The organism is Micromonospora sp. LZ37 (assembly GCF_059359015.1).
Genome location: NZ_JCADBL010000009.1, coordinates 36,323 through 60,233, shown reverse-complemented (window position 1 = coordinate 60,233; position 23,911 = coordinate 36,323). Strand labels below are relative to the sequence as shown.

At 75.6% G+C, this 23,911-nt stretch carries 28 protein-coding genes; 10 read left to right on the top strand and 18 right to left on the bottom strand.

The window, feature by feature from the left end; genetic code table 11:
- Window positions 1-102: 102 nt before the first annotated feature.
- From AC5L3Z_RS19155 to AC5L3Z_RS19145, 3 genes are read left to right on the top strand one after another with little or no spacing between them, the layout of a single operon-like run.
- Window positions 103-777 (top strand): glycosyltransferase family 2 protein, encoded by a 675-nt coding sequence (locus AC5L3Z_RS19155; RefSeq protein ID WP_494843841.1) that lies wholly within the window; start codon window positions 103-105, stop codon window positions 775-777.
- Window positions 774-1,454 (top strand): TIGR04282 family arsenosugar biosynthesis glycosyltransferase, encoded by a 681-nt coding sequence (locus AC5L3Z_RS19150; RefSeq protein WP_494843839.1) that lies wholly within the window; start codon window positions 774-776, stop codon window positions 1,452-1,454. The genes AC5L3Z_RS19155 and AC5L3Z_RS19150 overlap by 4 nt, the downstream gene beginning before the upstream one ends.
- Window positions 1,451-2,080 carry a methyltransferase domain-containing protein gene (locus tag AC5L3Z_RS19145; protein ID WP_494843837.1) on the top strand — a complete coding sequence of 210 codons (630 nt, stop codon included), beginning with the start codon at window positions 1,451-1,453 and terminating at the stop codon, window positions 2,078-2,080. The genes AC5L3Z_RS19150 and AC5L3Z_RS19145 overlap by 4 nt, the downstream gene beginning before the upstream one ends.
- Here the strand turns inward: AC5L3Z_RS19145 and AC5L3Z_RS19140 are convergent.
- From AC5L3Z_RS19140 to AC5L3Z_RS19080, 13 genes are all read right to left on the bottom strand, one after another.
- Window positions 2,070-3,122, bottom strand: coding sequence for a sensor histidine kinase (locus tag AC5L3Z_RS19140; protein ID WP_494843835.1), 1,053 nt, complete (start codon window positions 3,120-3,122; stop codon window positions 2,070-2,072). The two genes, AC5L3Z_RS19145 and AC5L3Z_RS19140, sit on opposite strands and share 11 nt — an antisense overlap.
- Entirely contained in the window at window positions 3,115-3,810 is a 696-nt protein-coding gene (locus AC5L3Z_RS19135; protein WP_494843833.1) for a response regulator transcription factor, read from the bottom strand. Before AC5L3Z_RS19135 ends, AC5L3Z_RS19140 begins: the two co-directional genes overlap by 8 nt.
- A gap of 113 nt (window positions 3,811-3,923) precedes the next feature.
- Entirely contained in the window at window positions 3,924-4,466 is a 543-nt protein-coding gene (locus AC5L3Z_RS19130) for a sigma-70 family RNA polymerase sigma factor (protein WP_494844163.1), read from the bottom strand.
- A 102-nt stretch (window positions 4,467-4,568) separates the two neighbouring features.
- Window positions 4,569-5,297 (bottom strand): RibD family protein, encoded by a 729-nt coding sequence (locus AC5L3Z_RS19125; RefSeq protein ID WP_494843831.1) that lies wholly within the window; start codon window positions 5,295-5,297, stop codon window positions 4,569-4,571.
- Window positions 5,294-5,950, bottom strand: a complete 657-nt coding sequence (locus AC5L3Z_RS19120) for a GTP cyclohydrolase II (RefSeq protein WP_494843829.1) — start codon at window positions 5,948-5,950, stop codon at window positions 5,294-5,296. Before AC5L3Z_RS19120 ends, AC5L3Z_RS19125 begins: the two co-directional genes overlap by 4 nt.
- A 13-nt stretch (window positions 5,951-5,963) precedes the next feature.
- Window positions 5,964-7,007: a lysylphosphatidylglycerol synthase domain-containing protein gene (locus AC5L3Z_RS19115; RefSeq protein WP_494843827.1), complete on the bottom strand. Its 1,044-nt coding sequence runs from the start codon at window positions 7,005-7,007 to the stop codon at window positions 5,964-5,966.
- A 30-nt stretch (window positions 7,008-7,037) separates the two neighbouring features.
- On the bottom strand, window positions 7,038-7,859 hold the full coding sequence (locus AC5L3Z_RS19110; RefSeq protein ID WP_494843825.1) for a methyltransferase domain-containing protein: 822 nt from the start codon (window positions 7,857-7,859) through the stop codon (window positions 7,038-7,040).
- Window positions 7,856-8,890 carry a glycosyltransferase family 4 protein gene (locus AC5L3Z_RS19105; protein WP_494843823.1) on the bottom strand — a complete coding sequence of 345 codons (1,035 nt, stop codon included), beginning with the start codon at window positions 8,888-8,890 and terminating at the stop codon, window positions 7,856-7,858. The genes AC5L3Z_RS19110 and AC5L3Z_RS19105 overlap by 4 nt, the downstream gene beginning before the upstream one ends.
- A 3-nt stretch (window positions 8,891-8,893) precedes the next feature.
- Window positions 8,894-9,292, bottom strand: a complete 399-nt coding sequence (locus AC5L3Z_RS19100; protein WP_494843821.1) for a 6-pyruvoyl trahydropterin synthase family protein — start codon at window positions 9,290-9,292, stop codon at window positions 8,894-8,896.
- Between the two features lie 4 nt (window positions 9,293-9,296).
- The gene (locus tag AC5L3Z_RS19095) at window positions 9,297-10,274 is read right to left on the bottom strand and encodes a zinc-dependent alcohol dehydrogenase (RefSeq protein ID WP_494843819.1); all 978 of its coding nucleotides are present in this window, start codon (window positions 10,272-10,274) and stop codon (window positions 9,297-9,299) included.
- A gap of 141 nt (window positions 10,275-10,415) precedes the next feature.
- Entirely contained in the window at window positions 10,416-11,210 is a 795-nt protein-coding gene (locus tag AC5L3Z_RS19090) for an ABC transporter ATP-binding protein (RefSeq protein WP_494844162.1), read from the bottom strand.
- Between the two features lie 43 nt (window positions 11,211-11,253).
- Window positions 11,254-12,279 (bottom strand): FecCD family ABC transporter permease, encoded by a 1,026-nt coding sequence (locus AC5L3Z_RS19085; protein ID WP_494843817.1) that lies wholly within the window; start codon window positions 12,277-12,279, stop codon window positions 11,254-11,256.
- A complete protein-coding gene (locus tag AC5L3Z_RS19080; RefSeq protein WP_494844161.1) occupies window positions 12,276-13,346 on the bottom strand; it encodes a FecCD family ABC transporter permease in 1,071 nt (356 codons plus the stop codon). Before AC5L3Z_RS19080 ends, AC5L3Z_RS19085 begins: the two co-directional genes overlap by 4 nt.
- Window positions 13,347-13,420: 74 nt before the next feature.
- Here AC5L3Z_RS19080 and AC5L3Z_RS19075 point away from each other — a divergent pair, with 74 nt between their 5' ends.
- Both AC5L3Z_RS19075 and AC5L3Z_RS19070 read left to right on the top strand, forming a co-directional pair.
- Window positions 13,421-14,452, top strand: coding sequence for an ABC transporter substrate-binding protein (locus AC5L3Z_RS19075; RefSeq protein WP_494843816.1), 1,032 nt, complete (start codon window positions 13,421-13,423; stop codon window positions 14,450-14,452).
- A 5-nt stretch (window positions 14,453-14,457) separates the two neighbouring features.
- The gene (locus AC5L3Z_RS19070; RefSeq protein ID WP_494843814.1) at window positions 14,458-15,309 is read left to right on the top strand and encodes a siderophore-interacting protein; all 852 of its coding nucleotides are present in this window, start codon (window positions 14,458-14,460) and stop codon (window positions 15,307-15,309) included.
- Here AC5L3Z_RS19070 and AC5L3Z_RS19065 read toward each other — a convergent pair.
- Window positions 15,306-15,614, bottom strand: a complete 309-nt coding sequence (locus AC5L3Z_RS19065; protein WP_494843812.1) for a hypothetical protein — start codon at window positions 15,612-15,614, stop codon at window positions 15,306-15,308. The genes AC5L3Z_RS19070 and AC5L3Z_RS19065 overlap by 4 nt on opposite strands.
- 121 nt (window positions 15,615-15,735) lie before the next feature.
- On the opposite strand from AC5L3Z_RS19065, the gene AC5L3Z_RS19060 reads away from it, so the two are divergent.
- The 4 genes from AC5L3Z_RS19060 to AC5L3Z_RS19045 all read left to right on the top strand — a co-directional run bounded on the left by AC5L3Z_RS19060 (window position 15,736) and on the right by AC5L3Z_RS19045 (window position 19,487).
- Entirely contained in the window at window positions 15,736-16,176 is a 441-nt protein-coding gene (locus tag AC5L3Z_RS19060) for an EVE domain-containing protein (RefSeq protein ID WP_494843810.1), read from the top strand.
- Window positions 16,177-16,220: 44 nt separating this feature from the next.
- On the top strand, window positions 16,221-16,772 hold the full coding sequence (locus AC5L3Z_RS19055) for a PadR family transcriptional regulator (RefSeq protein ID WP_494843807.1): 552 nt from the start codon (window positions 16,221-16,223) through the stop codon (window positions 16,770-16,772).
- A 24-nt stretch (window positions 16,773-16,796) separates the two neighbouring features.
- Window positions 16,797-18,515, top strand: coding sequence for an acyl-CoA dehydrogenase family protein (locus tag AC5L3Z_RS19050; protein WP_494843805.1), 1,719 nt, complete (start codon window positions 16,797-16,799; stop codon window positions 18,513-18,515).
- Between the two features lie 123 nt (window positions 18,516-18,638).
- On the top strand, window positions 18,639-19,487 hold the full coding sequence (locus AC5L3Z_RS19045; RefSeq protein ID WP_494843803.1) for an ATP-grasp domain-containing protein: 849 nt from the start codon (window positions 18,639-18,641) through the stop codon (window positions 19,485-19,487).
- A 3-nt stretch (window positions 19,488-19,490) separates the two neighbouring features.
- Here the strand turns inward: AC5L3Z_RS19045 and AC5L3Z_RS19040 are convergent, their stop codons facing one another.
- Together AC5L3Z_RS19040 and AC5L3Z_RS19035 are read right to left on the bottom strand one after the other, a co-directional pair.
- Entirely contained in the window at window positions 19,491-20,993 is a 1,503-nt protein-coding gene (locus tag AC5L3Z_RS19040) for a hypothetical protein (protein ID WP_494843801.1), read from the bottom strand.
- A 153-nt stretch (window positions 20,994-21,146) separates the two neighbouring features.
- On the bottom strand, window positions 21,147-21,725 hold the full coding sequence (locus AC5L3Z_RS19035) for a TetR/AcrR family transcriptional regulator (RefSeq protein WP_494843799.1): 579 nt from the start codon (window positions 21,723-21,725) through the stop codon (window positions 21,147-21,149).
- An 86-nt stretch (window positions 21,726-21,811) separates the two neighbouring features.
- Here AC5L3Z_RS19035 and AC5L3Z_RS19030 point away from each other — a divergent pair, with 86 nt between their 5' ends.
- Entirely contained in the window at window positions 21,812-22,183 is a 372-nt protein-coding gene (locus AC5L3Z_RS19030) for a DUF4267 domain-containing protein (RefSeq protein ID WP_494843797.1), read from the top strand.
- 83 nt (window positions 22,184-22,266) lie between these two features.
- Here the strand turns inward: AC5L3Z_RS19030 and AC5L3Z_RS19025 are convergent, their stop codons facing one another.
- Both AC5L3Z_RS19025 and AC5L3Z_RS19020 read right to left on the bottom strand, forming a co-directional pair.
- Window positions 22,267-23,097, bottom strand: coding sequence for a sterol desaturase family protein (locus AC5L3Z_RS19025; protein ID WP_334614299.1), 831 nt, complete (start codon window positions 23,095-23,097; stop codon window positions 22,267-22,269).
- Window positions 23,094-23,816: a FadR/GntR family transcriptional regulator gene (locus AC5L3Z_RS19020; RefSeq protein WP_494843795.1), complete on the bottom strand. Its 723-nt coding sequence runs from the start codon at window positions 23,814-23,816 to the stop codon at window positions 23,094-23,096. The genes AC5L3Z_RS19025 and AC5L3Z_RS19020 overlap by 4 nt, the downstream gene beginning before the upstream one ends.
- Window positions 23,817-23,911: the final 95 nt, after the last annotated feature.

Here is a 23,911-nt window from a genome sequence, read left to right as displayed (position 1 = left end):
ACCGACGTTCTGTCATCGGACGGTAAGAAATGCCTGCTCGGTAAGGCTTCCGTAAGGCCGAACGGGGTCTGCGCCACGCCCCGCGGACCTAGCGTCGGCGGTATGCCGACACAGATCGACGTGGTGCTGCCGTGCCTGGACGAGGCCGCCGCCCTGCCCGGCGTGCTGACCGCGCTGCCGCCCGGATACCGGGCGATCGTGGTGGACAACGGGTCGCGGGACGGCTCGCCGGAGGTGGCCGCCCGGCACGGCGCCCGGGTGGTCCACGAGCCACGCCGCGGCTACGGCGCGGCCGTGCACACCGGGATCGAGGCCGCCGACGCCGAGCTGGTCTGCGTGCTCGACGCCGACGGCTCGTTCGACCCGGGGGAGCTGCCCGCCCTGCTCGCCCCGGTCGCCGACGGCAGCGCCGACCTCGCCGTCGGTCGGCGCCGGCCGGTCGGCGCGGGGGTCTGGCCGTGGCACGCCCGGGCCGGCACCGCCCTGGTCGCCGCGCTGCTGCGGCACCGGGGCGTACCGCTGCGGGACCTCAGCCCGATCCGGGTGGCGCGGCGGGAGGAACTGCTCGCCCTCGGGGTGACCGACCGGGCCTTCGGCTACCCGCTGGAGCTGCTGATCCGCGCCGCCGCCGCCGGCTGGCGGATCCACGAGCACGACGTGGCGTACGCGCCGCGCGCCGCCGGCACCCGCTCCAAGGTCTCCGGCTCGGTACGCGGCACGCTGCGCGCCACCCGCGACTTCGCCGCCGTGCTGCGCACCGTGGACGGCCGGCGATGACCGTGCTGCTGGTGGTGGCGAAGGCGCCGGCGCCCGGGGCGGTCAAGACCCGCCTCTGCCCGCCCGCCACGCCGGAGCAGGCCGCCCGGATCGCCGCCGCCGCGCTGCTCGACACCCTCGACGCGGTCCGCGCCACCCCCGGCGTGACCCCGGTGCTGGCGCTGGCCGGACTCCTCGGCGACGCCGAGGACGCCGCCGACCTGACCGCCGCCGTCGCCGGCTGGCCGGTCCTGCCGCAGCGGGGCGCCGACTTCGCCGCCCGGCTCGCCCACGCCCACGCCGACGTCGCGGCGGCCTACCCCGGCCGGCCCGTCCTCCAGATCGGGATGGACACCCCGCAGCTGACCGCGGCGCGGCTCGCCGCGGCCGTACGCCGGCTCGGGGTGGCCGACGCGGTGCTGGGCCGGGCCGCCGACGGCGGCTGGTGGGCGTTGGGCCTGCGCGATCCCCGGCACGGCGCCGCGCTGCGCGCGGTGCCCATGTCCACCGCCGACACCGGCCGGCGCACCTGGCTGGCGCTCACCGAGCGCGGCCTGCGGGTCGCGCCGCTGCCGCTGCTGCGCGACGTGGACGACTGGGCCGATGCCGGCGCGGTGGCCCGGGCCGTGCCGGGCGGCCGCTTCGCCCGGGAGGTCGCCGCGGTCCGGCGCGGTCCGGTCGTGGAGGTCCGGCGGTGACCCCCGACGCCTTCGGCACGACGCTGCGCGACCGGGATGCCGGCGCCCACTGGCTGGTGCACGCCGACGGGGCGCGCAGCCGCCTGCCGGTGGACCGGTGGCACGGGCCGGCCGAGCCGGCGGCCGAGGCGGTCGTCGCGCGGTGCGCCGGCCCGACGCTGGACCTGGGGTGTGGCCCCGGCCGGCTCACCGTGGCGCTCGCCCGCGCCGGGCTGACCACCGTGGGCGTCGATTTGTCGGCCCGTGCCGTCGACCTGACCCGGGCGCGCGGCGCGGTCGCCGTCCGGGCCGACCTGTTCGACCCGCTCCCGGCCGAGGGGCGGTGGGCGCACGTCGTGCTGCTCGACGGCAACATCGGCATCGGCGGTGACCCGGTGGCGCTGCTGCGCCGGTGCCGGACGCTGCTCCGCGCCCGGGGCACCGTCCTGGTCGAACTCGACCCGCCGGGCACCGGCGCCTGGCAGGGGCAGGCACACGTGGTCTCCGGGCGTCACCGGGGTCCCAGCTTCCGGTGGGCGCGGCTGGACACCCGGGCGGTGCACGAGCGGGCCGCACCGGCGGGACTCCTCGTCGGCGAGGTGTTCCGCTCCGGCCGGCGCTGGTTCGCCGAACTCGTCAGGCCGTAGCGGTCCGCCGCTGCGGCGCGTCGGCCAGGGGCAGCCGCACCACGAACCGGCAGCCGTCGGCGACGTTGCGTACCTCGACCCGACCGCCGTGCGCCTCGACCAGCCCCCGCACGATGGCCAGGCCGAGCCCGCCGGAGCCCTCGCCGCCGCCGTTGCCCGGCCGGGGGGTGCGGGCCGGCTCGCCGCGGAAGGCCACGTCGAACAGGCGCGGCAGGTCCGACTCGGGGATGCCGCCGCAGGTGTCGGCGACGGCCAGCCACGCCTGGTCGCCGTCGCGGCCGGCGTCGACCCGGACGGTGCCGTCCTCCGGTGTGTAGCGGACGGCGTTGAGCAGCAGGTTCCCCACCACCCGGCTCAGCTCCGGTTCGCTGGCGGTCACCGTCGGCCAGCCCGAGTCGGCGGCGACCAGGCGGATCCGGCGGGCCGCGGCCACCGGCGCGGTGCCGGCCAGGGCGTCGGAGACGACGTCGCCCAGCGGCACGGCCGACAGCGACAGCCGCAACGCTCCCGCGTTGATCCGGGACAGCTCGAACAGGTCGTCCACGAGGCGGGTCATCCGGTCGGTCTCCATTCGGATCCGGCGGTGGTACTCGCCGACCGTCTCCGGGTCGGCGACCACCCGGTCCTCCAGCGCCTCGGCCATCGCGCGCAGCCCCGCCAGCGGCGTGCGCAGGTCGTGCGACACCCAGGCGACCAGGTCCCGGCGGCCCTTCTCGATCCGGCGTTCCCGGTCCCGGGCCTGGTCGGCCCAGACCGCCGCGGCGGCGAGCCGGCGGCCGAAGAGCCAGCCGACGGCGAGGCTGACCACCGCCGCCGCGGCGACGGTGATCAGCACCACCTCCAGGTCGTGCGGGGAGAGGAACATCGCCTCGGCGACCACCGCGACGCCGGCCGCCACGGCGGTCACCGTCGTGGCCAGCAGTACGGAGATGTACACGGTGATCGACCGGCCGGGCAGCAGCCGCAGCGCCCCCGCGCCGAGCAGCCCGACGCAGCACGCGGCGGCGAGCGCCGCGCCGAAGATCAGTGCGAGGTCAGCCATCGACCGGCTCGTACCGGTAGCCCACGCCCCAGACCGTGACGATCCGGCGCGGCGCGGCCGGGTCGGTCTCGATCTTCTCCCGCAGCCGGCGCACGTGGACGGTCACCGTGGACTGGTCCCCGAAGTGCCAGCCCCAGACCCGTTCCAGCAGCTCGGCCCGGCGGAACGCCCGGGCCGGGTGGCGCATCAGGTGGGCGAGCAGGTCGAACTCGCGCAGGGTGAGGGCCAGCTCGCGCCCGTGCAGCCGGGCCACCCGGGGGCCGGTCCGCAGGGTGAGCCCACCGTCGGCGAGCACCTCGCTGTCCGCCGCGGCCGGCTCGCCGCCGGCCCGGCGCAGCACCGAGCGGACCCGCAGCACCAGCTCACGCGGGGAGAAGGGCTTGCTCAGGTAGTCGTCCGCGCCCAGTTGCAGGCCGAGGATCCGGTCGGCCTCGTCGCCGCGCGCGGTCAACATGATGATGGGTACGCCGTCCGGCCGTTCCCGCAGCCGCCGGCACACCTCCAAGCCGTCCAGCACCGGCAGCATCAGGTCGAGCACCACCAGCTGCGGCGGCGCCGCGGCGACGGCGGCGAGCGCGGCGGCCCCGTCCCCCACGTGGTCCACCAGGTAGCCGGCGTGTTCCAGATAGCGGCAGACGACGTCGCTGACCGTCCGGTCGTCGTCGACGACCAGCACCCGTTGCGCCACGCGGACCTCCCCCTCGTGCCGGTCAGCGTAGCGGCGGGTCGCCGCCGGCGGCGGCGCCGGGAAGCTTGCGATCCCCTTACGTCCCGCCCAGGGGCACCGCCCCCGAAGGGGCGTCAGCCCGCCCGGGCGGAGACCCGCTCCGCCATCGCCTCGACCAGGTCCGCCCGGGCCCGCGCCACCCGGGACCGGATGGTGCCGACCGGGCAGTCGCAGACCCGCGCGGCCTCGGCGTAGGAGAGGCCGAGCAGCTGGGTGGCGAGGAACGCCTCCCGCCGCTCGGCCGGCAGTTGCCGCAGCAGCGCGTCGAGCACGACCGTGTTCTCGAAGCGGCCGGTGGCCGGCGGGTCCCACCCGTCCAGGGGCGCGGCCACCGGCCCGGCCCGGCGCGACCGGAGGTGGTCGGCGGCGACCCGCCGGGCGATGGCGAAGAGCCAGGTCCGCGCCGAGGACCGACCGGCGAACCGGGGCAGCGCGCGGATCGCCCGCAGGTACGTCTCCTGCACCAGGTCGTCGGTCTCGGCGTCGGTCAGCAGATGCCGCAGGAACCGCCAGGTCGGCGCCTGGGTGGCCCGGACGAACGCGGCCAGCGCCAACGGGTCGCCCCGCCCGGCGGCGAGCGCCCAGGCGGTGATCTGCGCGTCGTTCCGGTCCACCACGTCCTCCTCGCCGTCCCGGCACCCGCCCGCCACGACGGGTCGTGGTGGCGGCGCTTTCGTCTCGGCCGGTGGTACGGCCCGACACGGCGCGCGGTTCAACGGTCACGCATCGGGGCAGCGCTCCGAGAGGGCGTAGCGGGCCAGCACCACGTCGCCGATCTGGCGTACCTCGACCACCCGGGCCCGACGGCCCGGATGCCACGGGAAGGGGCCGTCGCCGACGAACCGGGGCGCCCGGCGGTCGCCGACGAAGAAGGGCGCGACCACCAGGTGCAGCTCGTCGGCGAGGCCGGCGGCGAGGAACTGCGCGTGCACCGTCCCACCACCCTCCACCATCAACCGCCCCACCCCGCGGCCGGCCAGGTCGGCCAGCACCCGGTGGAGATCCGGCGGGTCACCGGCGTCGACCACGGTGGCCAGCCCGTCGAGCAGCTCGGCGGTCTTCTCCACCGCCGGGCGGGCGCAGTACACGATCTTCTCCGCGTCGCCGGTGGTGAAGAACCGCGCCGCCGGGTCCAGATCGCCCTGCACGGTCAGCGTCACCTTCACCGGCGACGGGGGCAGCCCGCGCGCCACCCGGGCCCGCCGCGCTGACTCCGCCCGGACCAGCAGCCGCGGATCGTCCCGGCGGACCGTGCCCGCGCCGACCAGGATCGCGTCGCAGCCGGCCCGGACCCCGTCGACCCGGTCCAGGTCCTCGGCGTTGGACAGCAGCAGCCGCTGGTCGCTGACGTCGTCGATGCACCCGTCGATCGAGGTGGCGCAGCTGAGCAGCACGTACGGGCGGGCGCTGCCCGTCCCGGCCGGCGGGGGAGCCGACCCGCCCGTCACGTCAGCGACGGCTGGTCGGCGGTGCGGGCGGCGGCCCGGTCGGCCTTCGCGGCCAGGTAGTCCGCGTTGGCCGCGGAGACGTACACCCCGGTCGGCACCACCTCGGTCACGGTCACCCCGAGCCGGTCCAGCTGCTCGGCCTTCTCCGGGTTGTTGCTCAGCAGCGCCAGCCGCTCGACCCCGAGCACCGCCAGCATCTGCGCGGCGGCCCGGTAGTCCCGCTCGTCCTCCCCGTGCCCGAGGACCACGTTCGCCTCGTAGGTGTCCAGCCCGGCGTCCTGGAGCGCGTACGCGTCCAGCTTCGGGTAGAGGCCGATGCCGCGCCCCTCCTGTCGCAGGTAGAGCAGGAAGCCACCGGCCTCGGCGATGCGCTGCACCGCCTCGCGCAGCTGCGGCCCGCAGTCGCAGCGCTGGCTGCCGAAGACGTCCCCGGTCAGGCACTCGCTGTGCGGGCGGACCAGCGGCGCCGCCCCGCCCGCCGCGCCGCGGCGCTGCGCGGCCGCCCAGTCGCCGAGCCCGAACGCGAGGTGTTCCCGGCCGTCGACCAGCCCGTGGAAGGTGAAGACCCGGGCCGTCGTGGCGTACCCGTCGGGGAAGCGGAGCGGGACCGTGACCTGCGTGCGGACCGTCGCCACCGGCAGTGCTTCGTACAACTCTTCTCCTCGGTCAGGCGCCGCCGGCCAGCCCGGCAGCGGGTACCGCGGCGGAACCACGGTGGTCCACCGTACGAGCCAACCGCGCGGTGGTCCCAGCCGGACGCCGGCCGATCACCAGCACGGCGGCCCCCGGCAGCGCGGCGACCAGCACCAACGCCCCGTACACCAGCGCCGTGGAAACCCCCTGGGCGGCGCCCAGGCCGGCGGCTCCGAACGCCCACGCGGCCACCCCCTCGCGCGGTCCGAAACCGGCCACGTTGGCGGGCAGCGCCATCGCCAGCAGCGCCAGCAGGGTCAGCGGCAGCACCGTGGACAGCGCCGCGGTGGCGCCCGCGACGCGGGCGGCGAGCACGAAGGTCGCCAGGTGGCCCAGCACCGCGACGACCGAGGTCAGCAGCACCCCCAGCCCGGTGCGCCGGTGCAGCAGACCGGCCCGGACGTCGGCGGCGGCGGCCCGCAGGGCGCGCGCCCGCCGGGACGGCCCCGACCGGGGCAGCACCCGGACCAGCGCCACCACCACGATCCCCGCCACCACCGCCAGCGCGACCGCCACCGGCAGGTACGGCCGCACCGGGGACGGCAGCGCCAGCAGGATCACCACGGCGACGGCGACCAGCACCGCCTGGCCGGCGCCCCGTTCCCAGACCACCGCGCGGATGCCCCGACCCACGTCACCGGCGTCGCGGCCGTGCCGTACCGCCCGGTGCACGTCGCCGAGCAGCCCGCCGGGCAGGGTCGCGTTGAGGAAGGTCGCCCGGTAGCAGTGGGCGACCGCGACGCCGAGCGGCAGCCGTACCCCGAGGCCCTCGGCGACCAGCCGCCAGCGCCAGGCGCAGCAGACCGTGCTGAGCGCGCCGAGCGCCAACGCGGCCAGCACCGCCGGGGCGTCGATGCGGCGCAGCCCGTCGACGAACGGGCCGGTGCCCAGCCACCACAGCAGCGCCGCCACCAGGGCGACGCCGCCGAGGTTGTTCACCCAGGACCAGGTCGAGCGGGCGGGCGGCGGGTCGCCGGCTGCCTCTGGCACGCGGAGCCTCCTCGAGAAGATCGTCATCCTCTTCCACGTAGCGGCCGGTCCGCCGGTTCATTCCACCCCGGTGAGCAGGTCGTCGTGCCCGACGGTCACCGTCAGCTCACCCGCCGCCGCCTCGGCCAGCCGGCGGCGGCCGTACTGCGTCGCCCGGTCGGCCAACGCGGGATCCTGCTCGACGGCGGCGTCGAGCCAACCGGTGAACCACTCGGCGATCAGCTCGCCCTGCTCCGGGCCGAGCCGCCACGGGCTGGACCGGACGGTGACCGGCACCCCGTGCCGGGCGAACGCCGCCGCGCAGGCGGCTGCGGCGTCCGGCCCGAGCAGGGCTCGACCGTCGACGGTGCGGCGCTGGTGCGCGTCGAAGGCCGCCGCGACCGCCGCGTCGAGCGGGTCGGCCGGGGCGAGCGTCACCCGCCCCACCACGGAGAGGGTGAACAGGACCGGCCGGCCGGCGCCGACGCAGGCCGCCACGATCCGGTCGATCTCCTCGGCGGTCAGCATGTCCAGCAGCGCCGAGGCGGTGACCAGGTCGGCGTCGGCCAGGTCGGCGGCGGTCAGCCGGGTGATGTCGCACCGCCGGGTCCGGATGGTCACCGGGCTGCCGTCGGCCGCGGCGGGTGGTCGCGCGCCCGCCCGCGCCAGCAGGCCGGCGTCCCGGTCGTAGAGGACCCAGTGCTGCGGGCCGGGCAGCCGGGGGGCCAGCCAGCGCGCCATCGACCCGGTGCCGCTGCCCAGGTCGTGGACCACCAGCGGGCGGTCGGCGGGCAGCCGGACGCGGAGCCGGTCGACGAGGTCGCCGGCGCGGGCGGCGGCGTCGGCGGGCTCGCGCAGCCGCAGCCAGTCGGCGAACGGGTCGGTCGCGTGCGTGGTCATACCCTCACTCCGTCCAGGACGTGGGCGATCAGCGTGGAGGTGGCCGGCCAGCCGGTCAGGTCGCCGCGCCGGTCCCGCGCCGCGCGGCGCAGCCGGTCCCGCAGCGCGGGCTCACCGAGCCAGCGGCGCAGCGCCCCGGCCAGCGCGGCCGGGTCGTCGGGGGGCACCAGCAGGCCGGGCCGCTCCCCGTCGGGCGCCCGCCCCAGCGCCTCGGGCAACCCACCCACCCCGGTCCCCAGCACCGGGACGCCGCGGGCGAGGGCTTCGGTGACCACCATCCCGTACGTCTCGGCGCGCGAGGCGAGCACCAGCAGGTCGGCGGCGGCGTAGGCGGCGTCGAGCGCCGCGCCGGTGCGCGGGCCGTCGAGCCGGACCCGAGCGGCCAGCCCCGCCCGGTCCACCTGCCGGCGCAGCGCGGCCACGAAGTCGGGGTCGCGGGTGAGGGCGCCGACGCAGTCCAGCGTCCATGGCAGCTCGGCCACCGCGCCGAGGGCGCGCAGCAGCACGTCGTGTCCCTTGTGCCGGGTGACCGCCGCGACGCAGAGCAGCGCCGCGCCGCCCGGCGACCCGGGCGCCGGGTCGGCAAGGTCCACCCCGGGGTGGGCCACGTGCACCCGCTCCGGGCGCAGCGGATACGCCTCCAGCAGCCGCTGCCGGGTCCATTCACTGGTGGTCACCACCGCAGCGGCGCCGGCCAGCGCGGCGCCCTCGGCGGCGTCCTCCCGGGGCAGGTGCACCAGCACGACCAGCCGCAGCCGGCCGGCGTGCGCCGCCAGCACCTCCGGCACGACCGAGGCGACCAACCCGTCGAGCAGCACCAACGTGCCGTCCGGCAGGGCCGCCAGCACCCCGGCGAGGTGGGTCCGCGCCGGTCCGTCGGGGCGCGGCCAGTCCCCGGGTACGCCGTGCTCGCGCACCGTCCACCCGGCCTCGGCCAGCCCGGCGCAGACCCGGCGGTCGTAGCGGTTGCCGCCGCTGGGCGTCGCCGGGTCGTCGATGTCGCCCGGCAGGACGACGTGCACCACCGGCACGGTCTACAGCGACCGTTCGTAGCTGGCCCAGGCGATGTGCGACTCGTGCAGCGTGACGGTGATCCCGGTCAGGCCGCGGGCGCCCTCGCCGAGCCCGCCGGCGTGCACCCGCTCGGCCAGCCGGTCGGCGACCGCGCGGGCCAGCACCTCGGTGGTGGTGTTGACGCCGGCGAAGTCGGGTTCCTCGTCGAGGTTGCGGTAGTTGAGCGCGGCGAGGACGGCCTTCAGCTCCTCGGTGGCCCGGCCGATGTCGACCACGATGCCGTCGGCGTCCAGGTCGGGCCGGCGGAACGTGGCGTCGACGACGAAGGTCGCCCCGTGCAGCCGCTGCGCCGGCCCGAACACCTCGCCCCGGAAGCTGTGGGCGATCATCATGTGGTCCCGTACGGTCACGCTGAACATCACGTCACTCCCCGTCGTAGGTGATCAGGTGGCAGAGCGCGGGGAGGGTCCCCGTGGCCAGTCGGCCGAGCACGTCGGGCAGCTCCGCGAAGCGGGACTCCCCGGTGAGCAGCGCGTCGTACGCCGGGTCGGCGAGCAGCTCCAGGGCGAGCGACAGCCGGTCGGCGAAGCTGCGCCGGGCCCGGGCCGGCGAGACGGTGCCCACCTGGCTGCCCCGGATGGTCAGCCGTCCGGAGTGGAACGACCCGCCCAGGGAGAGCTCCACCGGCCGGTCGCCGTACCAGCTCAGCTCCACCACGGTGCCCTCCGGGGCGAGCAGGTCCAGCGACCGCTGCAACCCGGCGGCGGTGGCGCTGGCGTGCACCACCAGGTCCCGTCCGCCGGTCGCGGCGTCGGGCGGCGCGAAGCCCACGCCCAGCGCCGCGGCCACCGCCGCCCGGGCCGGGTCGGTGTCGACCAGCTCGACGCGCACCCCAGGGAAGCGGGCGAGCAGCGCCGCGACGGCGCAGCCCACCATGCCGCCGCCGACCACGCTGATCCGGTCGCCGACCATCGGCGCGGCGTCCCAGAGCGCGTTCACCGCGGTCTCCACGGTGCCGGCCAGCACCGCCCGCGCCGCCGGCACCCCGTCGGGCACCGGCGTCACCGCCTCCGCCGGTACGACGTACCGGGTCTGGTGCGGGTACAGGCAGAAGACGGTCCGCCCGCGCAGCCGCGCCGGGCCCGCCTCGACCACCCCGACGTTGAGGTAGCCGTACTTGACCGGGGCGGGGAAGTCGCCCTCCTGGAACGGGGCGCGCATCACGGCGTGCTGGCTCTCCGGCACGCCACCGGTGAAGACCAGCGTCTCGGTGCCCCGGCTGACCCCGGTGTGCAGGGTGCGGACCAGCACCTCGCCGGGGCCGGGCTCGGGCAGCGTCACCGGCCGGATCTCACCGAGACCCGGGGAGCGCAGCCAGAAGGCGCGGGCGTCGCGGGTCACGCGGAGTTCTCTCCTCACCTGGCCGGGCATCGGACCGTACGGCCCCGCGGGTGCGGGTGCACCGTCGGGGGCGTCGATCATAGACACGGCGGCGGGGCGGGCACGGTTCAGCGCGGTCCGGTGCGTCGCCGGACCGCCGACCTACCCGGCGCGGTCGGCCTGGTGGAGCCGGTCACCGGAGCGCCGGGCGGCGGGCACCACCAGCGGGGTGCCGGTCTCCGGGTCCTCGACGATCCGGCAGGCGAGCCCGAACACCTCCTCGACCAGCGCCGCGGTGACGACCTGCTTCGGGTCGCCGGCGGCGACCACCCGACCGTCGCGCATGGCGATCAGGTGGGTGGCGTACCGGGCCGCGTGGTGCAGGTCGTGCAGGACCGCCACCACCGTGCGGCCCTGCTCCGAGTGCAGCCGGGCGCAGAGCTCCAGCACCTCGATCTGGTGGGCGATGTCCAGCCAGGTGGTGGGCTCGTCGAGCAGCAGCAGGGGCGTCTGCTGGGCCAGCGCCATCGCGATCCAGGCCCGCTGCCGCTGGCCGCCGGAGAGTTCGTCGACCGGCCGGTCGGCCAGCGCGGCGACGCCGGTGGCCGCCATCGACTCGGCCACCACCCGTTCGTCCTCGCGGGACCACTGGCGCAGCAGCCCCTGGTGCGGGTACCGGCCACGGGCGACGAGGTCGGCCACGGTGATGCCGTCCGGCGCGGTCGCCGACTGCGGCAGCAGGCCGAGGGTACGGGCCACCGCCCGCGACGGCAGCGCGTGGATGTCCCGCCCGTCCAGCAGCACCGTGCCGGCGCGCGGGCGCAGCGTCCGCGCCAGGGCGCGCAGCAGGGTGGACTTGCCGCAGGCGTTCGGCCCGATCACCACCGTGAAGGACCGGTCCGGCACGTCGACCGTCAGCCCCTCGGCGACGGTGCGCCGCTCGTACGCCAGGGTCATGTCGACCCCGCCCAGCCGCGTTCCTCCGGACACGTGCTCCTCCTCAGATCCGTCCCGCGCGCCGCTGCGCGGCGAGCAGCCACACCAGGTACGCCCCGCCCAGCGCGCCGGTCACCACGCCGACCGGCAGCTGCTGCCCGGCGATCGCGCGCTGGGCGACCAGGTCGGCGGCGAGCAGCAGCACCGCCCCGGTCAGCGCCGAGGCCACCAGGTTCGGGCCGGGCGCGCGGGTCAGCCGCCGGGCCAGGTGCGGCGCGGTGAGCGCCACGAACGACACCGGCCCGGCGGCGGCGGCCGCCGCCGCGGCGAGCAGCACCGCCGTGCCGAGCAGCAGCTGCCGGATCCGGGACACCGGCACCCCGAGCGCGGTGGCCGAGTCGTCGCCCAGCTCGATCATCGACAGTGCCCGGCCGCCGAGCAGGACCACCGGCGTCAGCGCCGCGAGGACGGCCAGCAGCGGCCCGGCCTGGGCCCAGCCGCGCCCGTCGAGGCTGCCGGTGAGCCAGAGCACCGCCCGCGCGGCGTCCATCAGGGGCGCCCGGGTGAGCAGCCAGCCGTTGACGCCGGTGAGCATCGCCATGACCCCGATGCCGACGAGGACCAGCCGGTGGCCGGCGAGTCCGTGCCGGCCGGCGACGGCCCGGATCAGCAGTCCGCTGGCGACGCCGCCGGCCACCGCCGCGCCGGAGAGCGCGAGGCTGCTTCCGCCGGCCACCACCACGACGAGCGCGCCGGTGGCCGCCCCCTGGGTGATGCCGAGCACGTCGGGGCTGCCGAGCGGGTTGCGCAGCAGGGACTGGACGGCCGCCCCGGCCAGGGCCAGCGCCGCGCCGGCGCCGAGGGCGGTGGCCAGCCGGGGCAGTCGCAGCTCGCGGACGATGAACGTCTCGGCGGGGCTGCCCTGCCCGGCGAGGGTGCGCAGCACGTCGGCCGGGCTCATCGGGTAGTCGCCGCCGCCGACGGCGAGCACCGCGAGGGTGAGGACGAGCAGCGTGCCGAGGGCGGCGACGGCGAGCGACCGGGCACGCCAGCGCAGGGAGAGCCCGCCGGGGGTGCGCAGTACGGTCATCGGCGGACCACCAGCCGCAGGAAGAGCGGGCCGCCGAGCACGGCGGTGACCAGGCCGACCTGGAGTTCGCCGGGCCGGCCGAGCACCCGGCCCAGCACGTCGGCGCCGAGCAGCAGGACCGGCGCGAGCACCGCGCTGGCGGGCAGCAGCCAGCGCAGGTCCGGGCCGGTCAGCGCGCGGACCAGGTGCGGCACCAGCAGCCCGACGAAGACGATCGGGCCGCAGGCGGCGGTGGCGGCTCCGCAGAGCAGCGTGACGGCGACGATTCCCGCCGCGCGGACCAGGGCGGGTCGGGCGCCGAGCGCCCGTGCGGCGTCGTCGCCGAGGGCGAGCGCGTTGAGCGGGCGCGCGGCCGCCAGCCCGACCAGCAGTCCGGCGGCGATGAAGGGCGCCACGGTGCGGACGGTGGCGAACTCGGCGCCGGCCAGCGAGCCGACCGTCCAGAACCGCAGCCGGTCCAGCGAGGCGGCGTCGAGCAGCATCACCGCGCTGACGTAGGAGTAGAGCACCGCGTTCAGCGCCGCGCCGGCCAGCGCCAGGCGTTCCGGGGTGGCGCGGCGGCCGCCGCCGACGGCGTACACCAGGGCGGTGACGGTGGCCGCGCCGAGCAGGGCGAACCACAGCCAGCCCTGGACGGTGGCGACGCCGAGCAGCGCGGTGGCGGTGGCGACGGCGGCGGACGCGCCGGCGTTGATGCCGAGCAGTCCGGGGTCGGCGAGCGGGTTGCGGGTCAGCGCCTGCATCAGTGTCCCGGCCACGCCGAGCGCGGCGCCGGCGAGCAGGCCGAGCAGCGTGCGGGGCAGCCGCATTTGATGCACCACCGCGTGGTCGGGGGAGGTGGCGGAGACCAGGCCGTGCCAGACCTCGACGGGGGAGAGCTGCTTGGCGCCGACCGCGATGCTCAGGCCGGCGACGGCGGCCAGCAGCAGTACGGCGGCGACCAGACCGGCGGCGCGGGCGGCGTCACGGTGGCGGGCCGGGTTCACCGAGGACGCCGTGGCGGTGGGCGTGGTGACGGACAGTGTCGGCTCCACTCTGGTGCGAAACGACGCGCCGCCGGTTGACAGCGTCTTAGGTTAGGTTAACCTAACCCAGCCGTCGCGGATCATCGCGGTCCGGGCCCGATCGAAAGACGCCATCCATGCCTGCTTCCTCCTCCACCCCGTTCCGCCTCTCCCGCCGGGGCCTCTTCGCCGCCGGCAGCGCCGCCGCCCTGACCACCCTCCTCGCCGCGTGCGGTGGCACCGAGGACGCCGCGGCTCCGCAGGCGTCCTCCGGTCCCTGGTCGTTCACCGACGACCGCGGCCAGAAGGTCGACGCGGCGAGCACGCCGACCCGGGTGGTGGCCTTCACCGGGGTGGCCGCCGCCCTGGTCGACTTCGGACTCGACAAGCAGATCGTCGGGGTGTTCGGGGAAACCACCCGCCCGGGTGGCGCGGTCGACCCGCAGGCCGGCGACCTCGACGTCGACCAGGTCACCGTCCTCGGCAACGTCTGGGGCGAGTTCAACGTCGAGAAGTACGCCGGCCTCCGCCCCGAGCTGCTGGTCACCCACATGTACGACCCCGGCGCCCTCTGGTACGTCCCGGACGAGAGCCGCGACAAGATCCTCGCCCTGGCGCCCAGCGTCACCGTCACCACCGCCCGGGTGCCGATGACCCGGCCGATCGAGCGCTACGCCGAGCTGGCCCGCTCGCTCGGCGCCGACCTGACCGCGAAGAAGGTCACCGACGCCAAGGCCCGCTTCGACGCCGCCGCCGAGTCGGTCCGCCAGGCGGTCAAGGCCAACCCCGGCATCCGGGTGCTGGCCGCCTCCGGCAGCCCCGACCTGTTCTACGTCTCCAACCCCAAGGTCAGCACCGACCTGATGTACTTCGCCGAACTCGGCGTCGACATCGTGGTGCCGAACAAGCTCGCCTCGGGCGACTACTTCGAGAGCCTGAGCTGGGAGAACGCCGGCAAGTTCCCCGCCGACCTGATCCTGCTGGACAACCGGAGCACCGCGCTGCAGCCGAAGGACCTCGCCGCCAAGCCCACCTGGCAGCAGCTCCCGGCCGTGCGCGCCAACCAGGTCACCGGCTGGGACGCGGTGCCCCGCTTCTCGTACGCCGGCGCGGCGCCGCTGCTGGAGAACCTCGCCGCGGCCATCCGCTCCGCCAAGCGGCTCGGCTGACGCCGGTGACGACCGCGACCGTCACCCCCGTCGCCCTGCGCTACCGCTTCTACCGCGCCCGGGTCCTGGCGACCCGGCGGATCGGCGCCTCGCTGATCCGGGTCACCTTCGGCGGGGAGGAACTGGCCGGCTTCGCCGGCGGCGGCCGGGACCAGAGCGTCTCGCTCTTCCTGCCCCACCCCGGGCAGCCCGAGCCGGCCCTCCCGCTCGACGCCGGCGAGGACTGGTACGCCCACTGGCGGGCCGCCGACCCGGCGGTCCGCGCGGTGATGCGGTCCTACACGATCAGCGGGCAGCGGCCGGAGCGCGCCGAGGTGGACATCGACTTCGTCCACCACGGGGACACCGGTCCGGCGTCCCGCTGGGCGGGCCGGGCGCGGCCGGGGGACCGGGTCGTGCTGCTCGGCCCGGCGGTGGCGGACAACCGCAGCGTCTGCTTCCGGCCGCCGCCCGGCACCGAGCACGTGCTGCTCGCCGCCGACGAGACGGCGCTGCCCGCGGCGGCCGGCATCCTGGCCTGGCTGCCCGCCGGCACCACCGTCCGGGCGTGGCTGGAGGTGCCGTCGGCCGCCGACATCCGGGAGCTGCCCACGCGGGCGAGCGCCGAGCTGCGCTGGCTGGTCCGGGGGAGCACCCCGCCGGGCAGCGGCCTGCTGGTCGAGGCGGTCCGGGCGGCCCGGCTGCCAACCGGAGTCCCGTACGCCTGGATCGCCGGCGAGTCCGCGACGGTACGCGCGGTCCGCCGGCACCTGGTCGCCGAACGCGGCGTGGACCGGCGGCGGGTGACCTTCGCCGGCTACTGGCGGCGCGGCGTCTCGGAGGAGGAGCTGCGGGAGGCGAGCGCCGGAGAAGGCTAGGCGGCCTCGGCGGCCGGCCGGGAGCGGCGGCCCGGCAGGCCCGGCAGCGACTCCCGCCGGTCGTCCCGACGCGGGGCGGCGCTCTCCTCCGGCGTGACGCCGGAGAGCTCCAGGGCCCGCCGGCCGTTGCGCGCCGCGTCACACGGCCACTCCTGGTGGCCGCAGAGCAGGTTGTCGCAGCGTCCGGTCGCGTCCGGCTGGTGCGCGTCGACCACGTCGACGGCGAGCCGCCACAGCAGCGGGTCGGTCACTCCGGCGGGCGCGATGCCCGCGTCACGCGGCTGCGGTCGGTCGGTCTCGGACACAGTTTCTCCCTCGGTCGGTGCAGAGGAGAAAGTCTCCACCCACGCACCCGCTAAACCCCTGGTCGGAGTGGCCAACGCCACTGTGCGGATTCGACCCGCCCACCGCGGGCACCCTGGTCGGATGACGCAGCGACGAGTGACCCCGGAAGCGCTGGGCGCCTGGCTGGTGAAGGGCAACGCCGACGCGGTCGACCTGGCCGCCCGCTTCGCCGCCGACCCGCGGGTGACCAGCTGGTGCGTCCGCCCCGGTTACCGGACCCGGCTGATGCGCGCCGGCCAGCCGGTGCTGCTCTGGGCCAGCGGCAGCCGCGGCCGGCTGCCGTACGGGATCTGGGGGGTGGGCCGGGTCGCCGACGCGCCGGTGCCGGGTGGGCCCGGCGAGCCCTGGTCGGTGCCGCTGGAGCTCACCGTGCTGCCGGTGAGCGACCGGGTGCCGCGGGAGGTGCTCCGCGCCGACCACCGGTTGGCCGGCGTGGAGGTGCTCCGCCAGCCGCAGGGGGCGAACCCGTCCTGGCTGACCGTCGAGGAGTACGCCGCATTGCGCGAGCACCTGCCGGCGTGACGCCGGCCCTTGCTATGCAACTCGTTGCATAGCAAGATGCCCGCATGGCCCTCGAACACGCGATCCTGGTCTCCCTGCTGGAGCGACCGGCGTCCGGATACGAGCTGGCTCGCCGCTTCGACCGGTCCATCGGCCGGTTCTGGACCGCCACCCACCAGCAGATCTACCGCGTGCTCAAGCGGATGGAGGCCGACGGCTGGGTCACCGCCGAGGAGGTCGGGCAGGACGGCCGGCCCGACAAGCGGTGCTGGTCGGCGGCGGCCCCCGGCCGGGCCGCCCTCGCCGACTGGCTGCGCGCGCCCGTGCAGCCCGAGGCGGTCCGCCACGAGCTGGCCGTCAAGATCCGCGGGGCCGCCTTCACCGACCGGGCGGGCCGCGCGGCGCTGGTCGCCGAGGTCGAGCGCTACCGCGCCGACCACGAGGCCGTGCTCGCCAGCTACCTCACCGGCGAGCGACGTGACTTCCCCGCCCCCCGCCCCGCCGACCCGGTGGCGTCGCTCCAGCACGTCGTGCTGCGCGGCGGCATCGCCTACGAGCGGATGGTGCTGGCCTGGCTCGACGACGTCCTCACCACCCTGCGCGACCTCGACTGCTGACCCCACCTCGCCGAAGGGACCCCCATGGCCGACCCGCTGCTCAACCCGCGCACCTACGACCCCGCCCACCTCGACACCGAGTCCCGCCGGCTGCTGCGCGCCACCGTCGACTGGTTCGAGAGCCGTGGCAAGAAGGCACTGGTCGACAGCTACAACGACCACTCCTGGTACGGCGACTTCCTGGACTTCGCCGCCAAGGAGCGGCTCTTCGCCACCTTCTGCACCCCGGCCGCCGACGGCGGCGGCGACCCGGCCAAGCGCTGGGACACCGCGCGCAACGCCGCGCTCAGCGAGGTGCTCGGCTTCTACGGCCTCGGCTACTGGTACACCTGGCAGGTCACCGTCCTCGGCCTCGGCCCGGTCTGGCAGAGCGACAACGCCGCCGCCCGGGCCCGCGCCGCCGAGCTGCTCGACGCCGGGCACGTGATGGCCTTCGGCCTCTCCGAGCGCGGCCACGGCGCGGACATCTACTCCACCGACATGCTGCTCACCCCGGACGCCGACGGCGGCTTCCGGGCCACCGGCGGCAAGTACTACATCGGCAACGGCAACGTCGCCGGGCTGGTCTCGGTCTTCGGCCGCCGCGCCGACGTCGAGGGCCCCGACGGGTACGTCTTCTTCGCCGCCGACAGCCGCCACCCCGCGTACCGGCTCGTGCGCAACGTGGTGAACGCGCAGATGTACGTCAGCGAGTTCCGGCTGGAGGACTACCCGGTGCGCGCCGAGGACGTGCTGCACACCGGACGGGCCGCGTTCGACGCCGCGCTCAACACCGTCAACGTCGGCAAGTTCAACCTCTGCACCGCCTCCATCGGCATCTGCGAGCACGCCATGTACGAGGCGGTCACCCACGCCCACAACCGGGTGCTCTACGGCCGGCGGGTCACCGACTTCCCGCACGTGCGCCGGGAGCTGACCGACGCGTACGCCCGCCTGGTGGCGATGAAACTCTTCAGCGACCGGGCGGTGGACTACTTCCGCGCGGCCGGCCCGGACGACCGGCGTTACCTGCTGTTCAACCCGATGACCAAGATGAAGGTGACCACCGAGGGCGAGAAGGTGATCGACCTGCTCTGGGACGTCATCGCCGCCAAGGGCTTCGAGGCGGACACCTACTTCGACAAGGCGGCCCGGGACATCCGCGGCCTGCCCAAGCTCGAGGGCACCGTGCACGTCAACCTGGCGCTGATCCTGAAGTTCATGGCCAACTACCTGTTCCAGCCGGCCGAGTTCCCGCCGGTGCCCACCCGGCACGACCCGGCCGACGACGAGTTCCTGTTCCGCCAGGGCCCGGCCCGCGGGCTGGGCGCGATCCGCTTCCACGACTGGCGGGCCGCGTACGACACGCACGCCGGGGTGCCGAACGTCGCCCGGTTCCGGGAGCAGGCCGACGGGCTCTGCGCGCTGCTGGCCGCGCACGCCCCGAGCGAGGAGCAGCAGCGCGACCTGGACTTCCTGCTCGCCCTCGGGCAGCTCTTCGCGCTGGTCGTCTACGGCCAGCTGATCCTGGAGCAGGCCGAGGCGACCGACCTGGACCGCGACCTGCTGGACGAGATCTTCGACATCCTGGTCCGCGACTTCTCCGGCTACGCCACCGAGCTGCACGGCAAGCCGACCGCCACCGAGGAGCAGGCCGCCTGGGCGCTGACCCAGGTCCGCCGTCCGGTGCCCGACCCGCGGCGCACCGCCCGGGTCTGGTCCCAGGTCGAGGCCCTCTCCGACGCCTACGAGATGGCCCCCTGACGGACCGCCCGGCCCGGCCCAGCCCCGTTTGCGGCGTGTCGCGGTGTCGATTCGCTCGGACACCGCGACACGCCGCAAACGGGGCCTCCCCTCACGGAGTCGTGATGCGGAAGGATGCGGGCCATGCTGTTGATCGTCCCCGGCGACCCGCTGCGGCCACGCCGCGCCGACCCGCACTTCGCCCCCGAGGCGCGTGCGGCGCGGGAGGCCGGACACACCGTGGCGGTCGTTGATCACGACGCGCTCGCGGCAGGCGGGGACGCGACCCGGGCGGTTGCCTCGGTGGCGGTCGGTGACGACGCCGTCTACCGGGGCTGGATGCTCTCGGCCGACGCGTACGCCGACTTCGCTGCGGCGCTGGGGGCGCGCGGCGTCACCCTGCGCACCGCCCCCGAGCAGTACCGGAAGGCCCACGAGCTGCCCGGCTGGTACGCCGAGGCGGCAGCCGTCACCCCCGAGTCGCGGTGGACCGCCGGTGACGCCCGGGCCGACTTCGACCACGCGCGGGTCGAGCTGGGCGGCGGTCCGGCGGTGCTGCGGGACTGGACCAAGTCCGCCAAGCACCACTGGCACGAGGCCTGCTTCGTGCCCGACCTGTCCGACGCCGAGGCCGCCTGGCGGGTGGCGACCCGGCTGCGGGAACTGCGCGAGGGGGACTTCACCGGTGGCTTCGTGCTGCGCCGTTTCGAACGGCTCGCCTCCGCCGAGGTGCGCACCTGGTGGGTGAACGGGCGGTGCGTGCTGACCGGCCCGCACCCGGACACCCCGGACGAGCTGCCCGCCACCCCGGTCGACGTCTCCCGGGTCGCGCCGGTGATCACCCGGCTGGGACTGCCCTTCGTCACCGCCGACCTGGCGCTGCGGGACGACGGGGTGTGGCGGCTGGTCGAGATCGGCGACGGCCAGGTCAGCGACCGACCCACCGCCGTGGAGCCGGAACGCCTGATCGACGCCCTGTCGGCCGCGGGTTGACGGTCAGAAGTCCCGCCAGTCGTCGAGCCACTCGCCGGCGAGCGGCTCCGGCACTCCGGCACGGGCTGCCAGCCCGACGAAGGCTTCGGCCGCCTCCTCCCGCCGTACGGTGTCGATGATGCCGTGCTTGCGCTCAATCTGGTTGAGCCGGTCGACGAGCGACCGGAGCGCCCGCTCGGCGCCGGCCCGACGCGCGGCGTCCTGCGCCGGGAGCTTGTCGATCGCCCGGAGCGCCGTCGCGTACGCCCGGCATGCGGCGGCCCCGCCCCGGTCGTCGTCGTCCACCCAGTCCCGGAGGGGGTTGTCCAGGTTGGCCGCCAACCAGGTGTCGGCCTTGGCCCCTTGGAGCACCACCCGTACGCCGGTGCGGCGACAGCGTTCACGCAGCGGTGCGACGGCGGACCGGCGTAGTCCGTGCATGCTGAGGTGTCGTAGGGCGGGCAGCTCCGGCAGGGTGTCTTCGTCGACGCCGTAGCCGTCCACCAGGCTCAACATGGTCAGCGCGTCGAACCGGGCGAGGCCGTCGGCGTCGCGTAGCCCACCGGGTGGCCGTCGCCAGACGAGCGACAGTTCGCGCAGCTCGTCGAGGGCGGCGAGGCTGGCCGTGGAGAGCACCCCGCCGCCGTCGAGGGTGATCTCGCGGGTGCGGCGCAGACCGGACGGCACCACACTCTCCTCGGTGACGTTCCGGGCGACGACGTGCAGCCAACGACCCTCGTCGGCGGCGTGCACCGCGAGCCGGACGGTCGGCGCCACGAGCGTCAGGCCGTGCACGCCCCTGGGCAGCCGCAGGTCGCGCAGGTCGTCCCCGGCGAGGGTGACGTGCGTCAGCCCGGTACCGGTCAGGTCCACCTCGGCCGGGGCCGCGCGCCAGACCAGCGTGGAGATGACCGGCCGTGCCCTGAGGGCGGCGGTGAGGCCCCGGTCGGGCCCGGACCAGAACAGGGTCGTGCACCGGGCCAGCCGGTCCAGTGCCGACCAGTGCACCGGCCCGTCCACCGGTACCGCGAACGTCCCCGCCCCGGTCAGGTCGGCCCCGCCGACGGCTCCGCCGACGGTAACCGCTCCGCCGCCGAAGTCGACCTCGACCGGCCCGCGGGTGGCTGCTCGCCGGTAGGCCTCCTTCGCGTCCGTCGGCAGGTCGCGGTCCCACTGCCGCTGACGCACGACGTCGCCCGGAAGGCTGCGCCAACCGGTCCAGGAGTGGGGGCGGTCGCGTACGTCCGCGGGAACCGGCAGGGTGCCGAGCCGGACGAATTCGACGGGCGCCGGCCAGTTGCGGGACACCCGGTGATGCGCCGGGACGCCGTCATGCGCGTGGTGGTCGAGGACGAGCGGTGCCACGCCGGCGAGGTCCGCGAGCGCCGGCGGCTGCGCGGAGTGCCAGCGCAGTGCCAGCACGTCCACCTCGTCGCGGTCGGCGAAGGTCACCTGGCAGGCCCCGTAACCGCCGTCCGGCAACGGCATCACGGCGACGTCGCCCACCCGCAGTCCGTGATCGTCCACCCGGGGAACCTACTCGACCACGCCGCGGAACCGGAGCCTCGATCGTGACGGGACGGCGCCCGGGCGGTGGTGAGCAGGACCAGCGCGCCACGGTGGCGACCAGCGGCAACGGGCGCCGGGGTGGCCATCGGATGCTCCTCCCTGACGGTCAGCTCACCCTGGCGGGGCGAACCGGTCGACCAGGAGCGCCAACCGCCGCTCGTGTTCCTCCCGCCGCAGCCGGCCGTTGCGCATCAGCGTGACCAGCCCGTGCAGCCCACTCCAGAAGGTCTCGGTGAACGTCTCCAGGTCGTCGTCACCGGCGAACGGGCGCAGGGTCTCGGCCAGCTCGGCGAAGGCCCGGGCCAGCTCGACCGGCGTGTCCTGGCTGGCGAAGGAGAGGTCGACGGGCAGGTTGAATATCGCGTCGTACAGCGCGGGCCGGCGTTCGGCGAACGCGGCGTACGCCGTGGCGATGCCGGCCACCGCCTGCCGCGGATCGGTCGCGGCGGCCCGGGCGGCGGCGAGTTCAACGGCCAGATCGCCGCAGCCTTCCACAGCGACGGCCGCCATGATGGCGTCCTTGCCTCTGAAGTGGCTGTAGAGGACGGGCTGGCTGTATTCGATTTCGGCGGCGAGCCGACGGGTGGTGACCGCGTCCCAGCCCTCCGACTCGGCCAGCTCCCGGGCCGCGGCGATGATCGCCCGCTCCCGTTCCGCCCGCTCCCGCTCTCGGCGCGCCTGAATCGACATGAGCGAACTTTAGCACCGCTAGCCAATCTGCCGCCGCTCTGCTAGCTTCGCTCCCAGACCTAGCAGCGCTAGAAAACGGAGTCGAGATGCTTAGCACCGTCGCCTACGGGCTCGCCGTCGTCCTCAGCCTCTTCTGTGTCTTCATCGGTGCCCGATTCCTCCTGGCACCCGGGGCCTCGGCCGCCGGCTACGGCGTCCCGGCCAAACCGGACGGGGACCCCGCCTACCTCACGATCAAGGGCCTACGCGACCTCAGCTACGGCCTGCTCGGGCTCGCGCTGATCGCGTTCACCACCGCCGACGCGGTCGCGTGGTTCATGCTGGTCGTCGCGCTCAACCCGTTGGGAGACACCGTCGTCGTGCTGCGGCACGGCGGCACGAAGGCGGTCGCCTTCGGCATCCACTTCGCCACCGCCGTGGTCATCCTGCTCGACGCCGCCCTGCTGTTCGCCCTCTGAACTCGACGCGGCGGCAGGAGCTCGCGGCGTCCCGCGGCAGCGCCGCCGGGGACGCCGCCCGTACAGCGCGGGCCGGAGCCGCCTCATCGGGCGGGCTGCCAGCCGGGCCGGCCGAGCAGGTAGCCCAGCCGGTGCCGCCAGCAGGTGGCCGAGCGCAGGTCCGCCCAGATCGCCGCGTACTCGTGGGTGGCCACCCGCAGCGGATTGTAGGTGTCGATGTTCTTGGTCAGGCCGTAGCGGACGGCGGCGCGTTCGGGCTCGAAGCTGCCGAAGAGGCGGTCCCAGACGATCAGGATGCCGCCGTAGTTGCGGTCGAGGTACTCGGTGTTGGCGCCATGGTGGACCCGGTGGTGCGACGGGGTGTTGAAGATCCATTCGATCGGCCGGGGCAGCACGTCGATCCGCTCGGTGTGCAGGAAGAACTGGTACAGCAGGTTGATCGACTGCTGGAGGAAGATCATCCACGGCGGGATGCCGAGCAGCGCCAGCGCCAGCCAGAACGGCAGCGAGGTCATCGGCGTCGTCCAGCCCTGCCGCAGCGCGGTGGAGAGGTTGTAGAACGTGCTGGAGTGGTGCACCACGTGGGCGGCCCAGAAGAGGCGCACCTCGTGGTGGGTGCGGTGGAACCAGTAGTAGGCCAGGTCGTCGGCGAAGAAGAGCAGCACCCAGGTCCAGACGCTGGTGGGGGAGAGCTGCACCGGGGCGAGGGTCCACAGCCCCACGTAGAGGCCGACGGTGAGCAGCCGCCAGGGGGCGCCGATGAGCACGCTCCCGACGCCCATCGTCAGGCTGGTGGTGGTGTCGCGCAGCTCGTAGCCGCGTTCGTCGTCGTCGGGGGCGAACCGGTACGACAGCGCTTCCACGACGACGAGCAGCAGGAACGCGGGTACGGCGTAGAGCACGGCGGGGATCATGCTCGGCATTCCCTTCCTGGTGGGGTGGGGGAGGTGAGCGCTGCGGTGAGCAGCGCGTGGGCCTGCGCGGCGGCGTCGGCGCCGCGCCCGTCGGCGATCGCCTCGGCCAGCCGGCGGTGGCCGGTGACGTCCAGCAGCTCGGCGGCGCGGCGCTCGGGCGGTACCTCGCCGACGGCGACCGCCCCGGCGACCAGGCTGTTGAAGGACAGCAGGTAGGCGGTGTTGCCGGAGCCGTCGATGATGTGCCGCCAGAGCAGGATGTTGGCCTGGTGCATGGCGTGCAGGTCCGGGGCGAGCGCGGCGTACGCCTCGACGTCGCGGGTGACGCTGCGTTTCAGCTCGGGGCCGGCGCGCTCGGCGCAGAGCCGGGCGGCGTCCACGCCGACGCAAGCCCGCATCTCCAGCATGTCCCGCACCAGCGTCTCGACCGGGAGCACGTCGCCGGACTGCACGAGGGACAGCGCCAGGTCGAGACCGGCGTGCACCCGCCAGTCGAGCACCCGGGTCGCGCCGCCCTGGCTGACCCGGAGCAGGCCGAGCTGTTGCAGCCGGCGCAGCGCCTCGCGGACAGCGTGCCGGTTGACCGCGAACGCGGCGGCCAGTTCCCGCTCGCCGGGCAGCGGGTCGTCGGGGCGGTAACGGCCGCTGACGATGGCGTCGCGGAGCTGGCCGAAGACGTGGTCGGCGACGGAGCTGCGGGGGACGGGTACGAAGGCCACGCCAGAAGTGTGACCCCCGGCACATCAACCGGTCAACTGGTTGGACCAGTCTGCGTACCGAAAAAGGAACGGCGGCCGGGTGGTCCCACCCGGCC

Coding starts and splice junctions, on each gene's coding strand:
- AC5L3Z_RS19085 (WP_494843817.1), bottom strand. CDS start 12,279: ATGACCGTACTGCGCACCCCCGGCGGGCTCTCCCTGCGCTGGCGTGCC.
- AC5L3Z_RS19060 (WP_494843810.1), top strand. CDS start 15,736: ATGACGCAGCGACGAGTGACCCCGGAAGCGCTGGGCGCCTGGCTGGTG.
- AC5L3Z_RS19110 (WP_494843825.1), bottom strand. CDS start 7,859: ATGACCACGCACGCGACCGACCCGTTCGCCGACTGGCTGCGGCTGCGC.
- AC5L3Z_RS19035 (WP_494843799.1), bottom strand. CDS start 21,725: ATGTCGATTCAGGCGCGCCGAGAGCGGGAGCGGGCGGAACGGGAGCGG.
- AC5L3Z_RS19050 (WP_494843805.1), top strand. CDS start 16,797: ATGGCCGACCCGCTGCTCAACCCGCGCACCTACGACCCCGCCCACCTC.
- AC5L3Z_RS19150 (WP_494843839.1), top strand. CDS start 774: ATGACCGTGCTGCTGGTGGTGGCGAAGGCGCCGGCGCCCGGGGCGGTC.
- AC5L3Z_RS19100 (WP_494843821.1), bottom strand. CDS start 9,292: ATGTTCAGCGTGACCGTACGGGACCACATGATGATCGCCCACAGCTTC.
- AC5L3Z_RS19055 (WP_494843807.1), top strand. CDS start 16,221: ATGGCCCTCGAACACGCGATCCTGGTCTCCCTGCTGGAGCGACCGGCG.
- AC5L3Z_RS19025 (WP_334614299.1), bottom strand. CDS start 23,097: ATGATCCCCGCCGTGCTCTACGCCGTACCCGCGTTCCTGCTGCTCGTC.
- AC5L3Z_RS19030 (WP_494843797.1), top strand. CDS start 21,812: ATGCTTAGCACCGTCGCCTACGGGCTCGCCGTCGTCCTCAGCCTCTTC.
- AC5L3Z_RS19090 (WP_494844162.1), bottom strand. CDS start 11,210: ATGACCCTGGCGTACGAGCGGCGCACCGTCGCCGAGGGGCTGACGGTC.
- AC5L3Z_RS19155 (WP_494843841.1), top strand. CDS start 103: ATGCCGACACAGATCGACGTGGTGCTGCCGTGCCTGGACGAGGCCGCC.
- AC5L3Z_RS19045 (WP_494843803.1), top strand. CDS start 18,639: ATGCTGTTGATCGTCCCCGGCGACCCGCTGCGGCCACGCCGCGCCGAC.
- AC5L3Z_RS19075 (WP_494843816.1), top strand. CDS start 13,421: ATGCCTGCTTCCTCCTCCACCCCGTTCCGCCTCTCCCGCCGGGGCCTC.
- AC5L3Z_RS19115 (WP_494843827.1), bottom strand. CDS start 7,007: ATGACGATCTTCTCGAGGAGGCTCCGCGTGCCAGAGGCAGCCGGCGAC.
- AC5L3Z_RS19140 (WP_494843835.1), bottom strand. CDS start 3,122: ATGGCTGACCTCGCACTGATCTTCGGCGCGGCGCTCGCCGCCGCGTGC.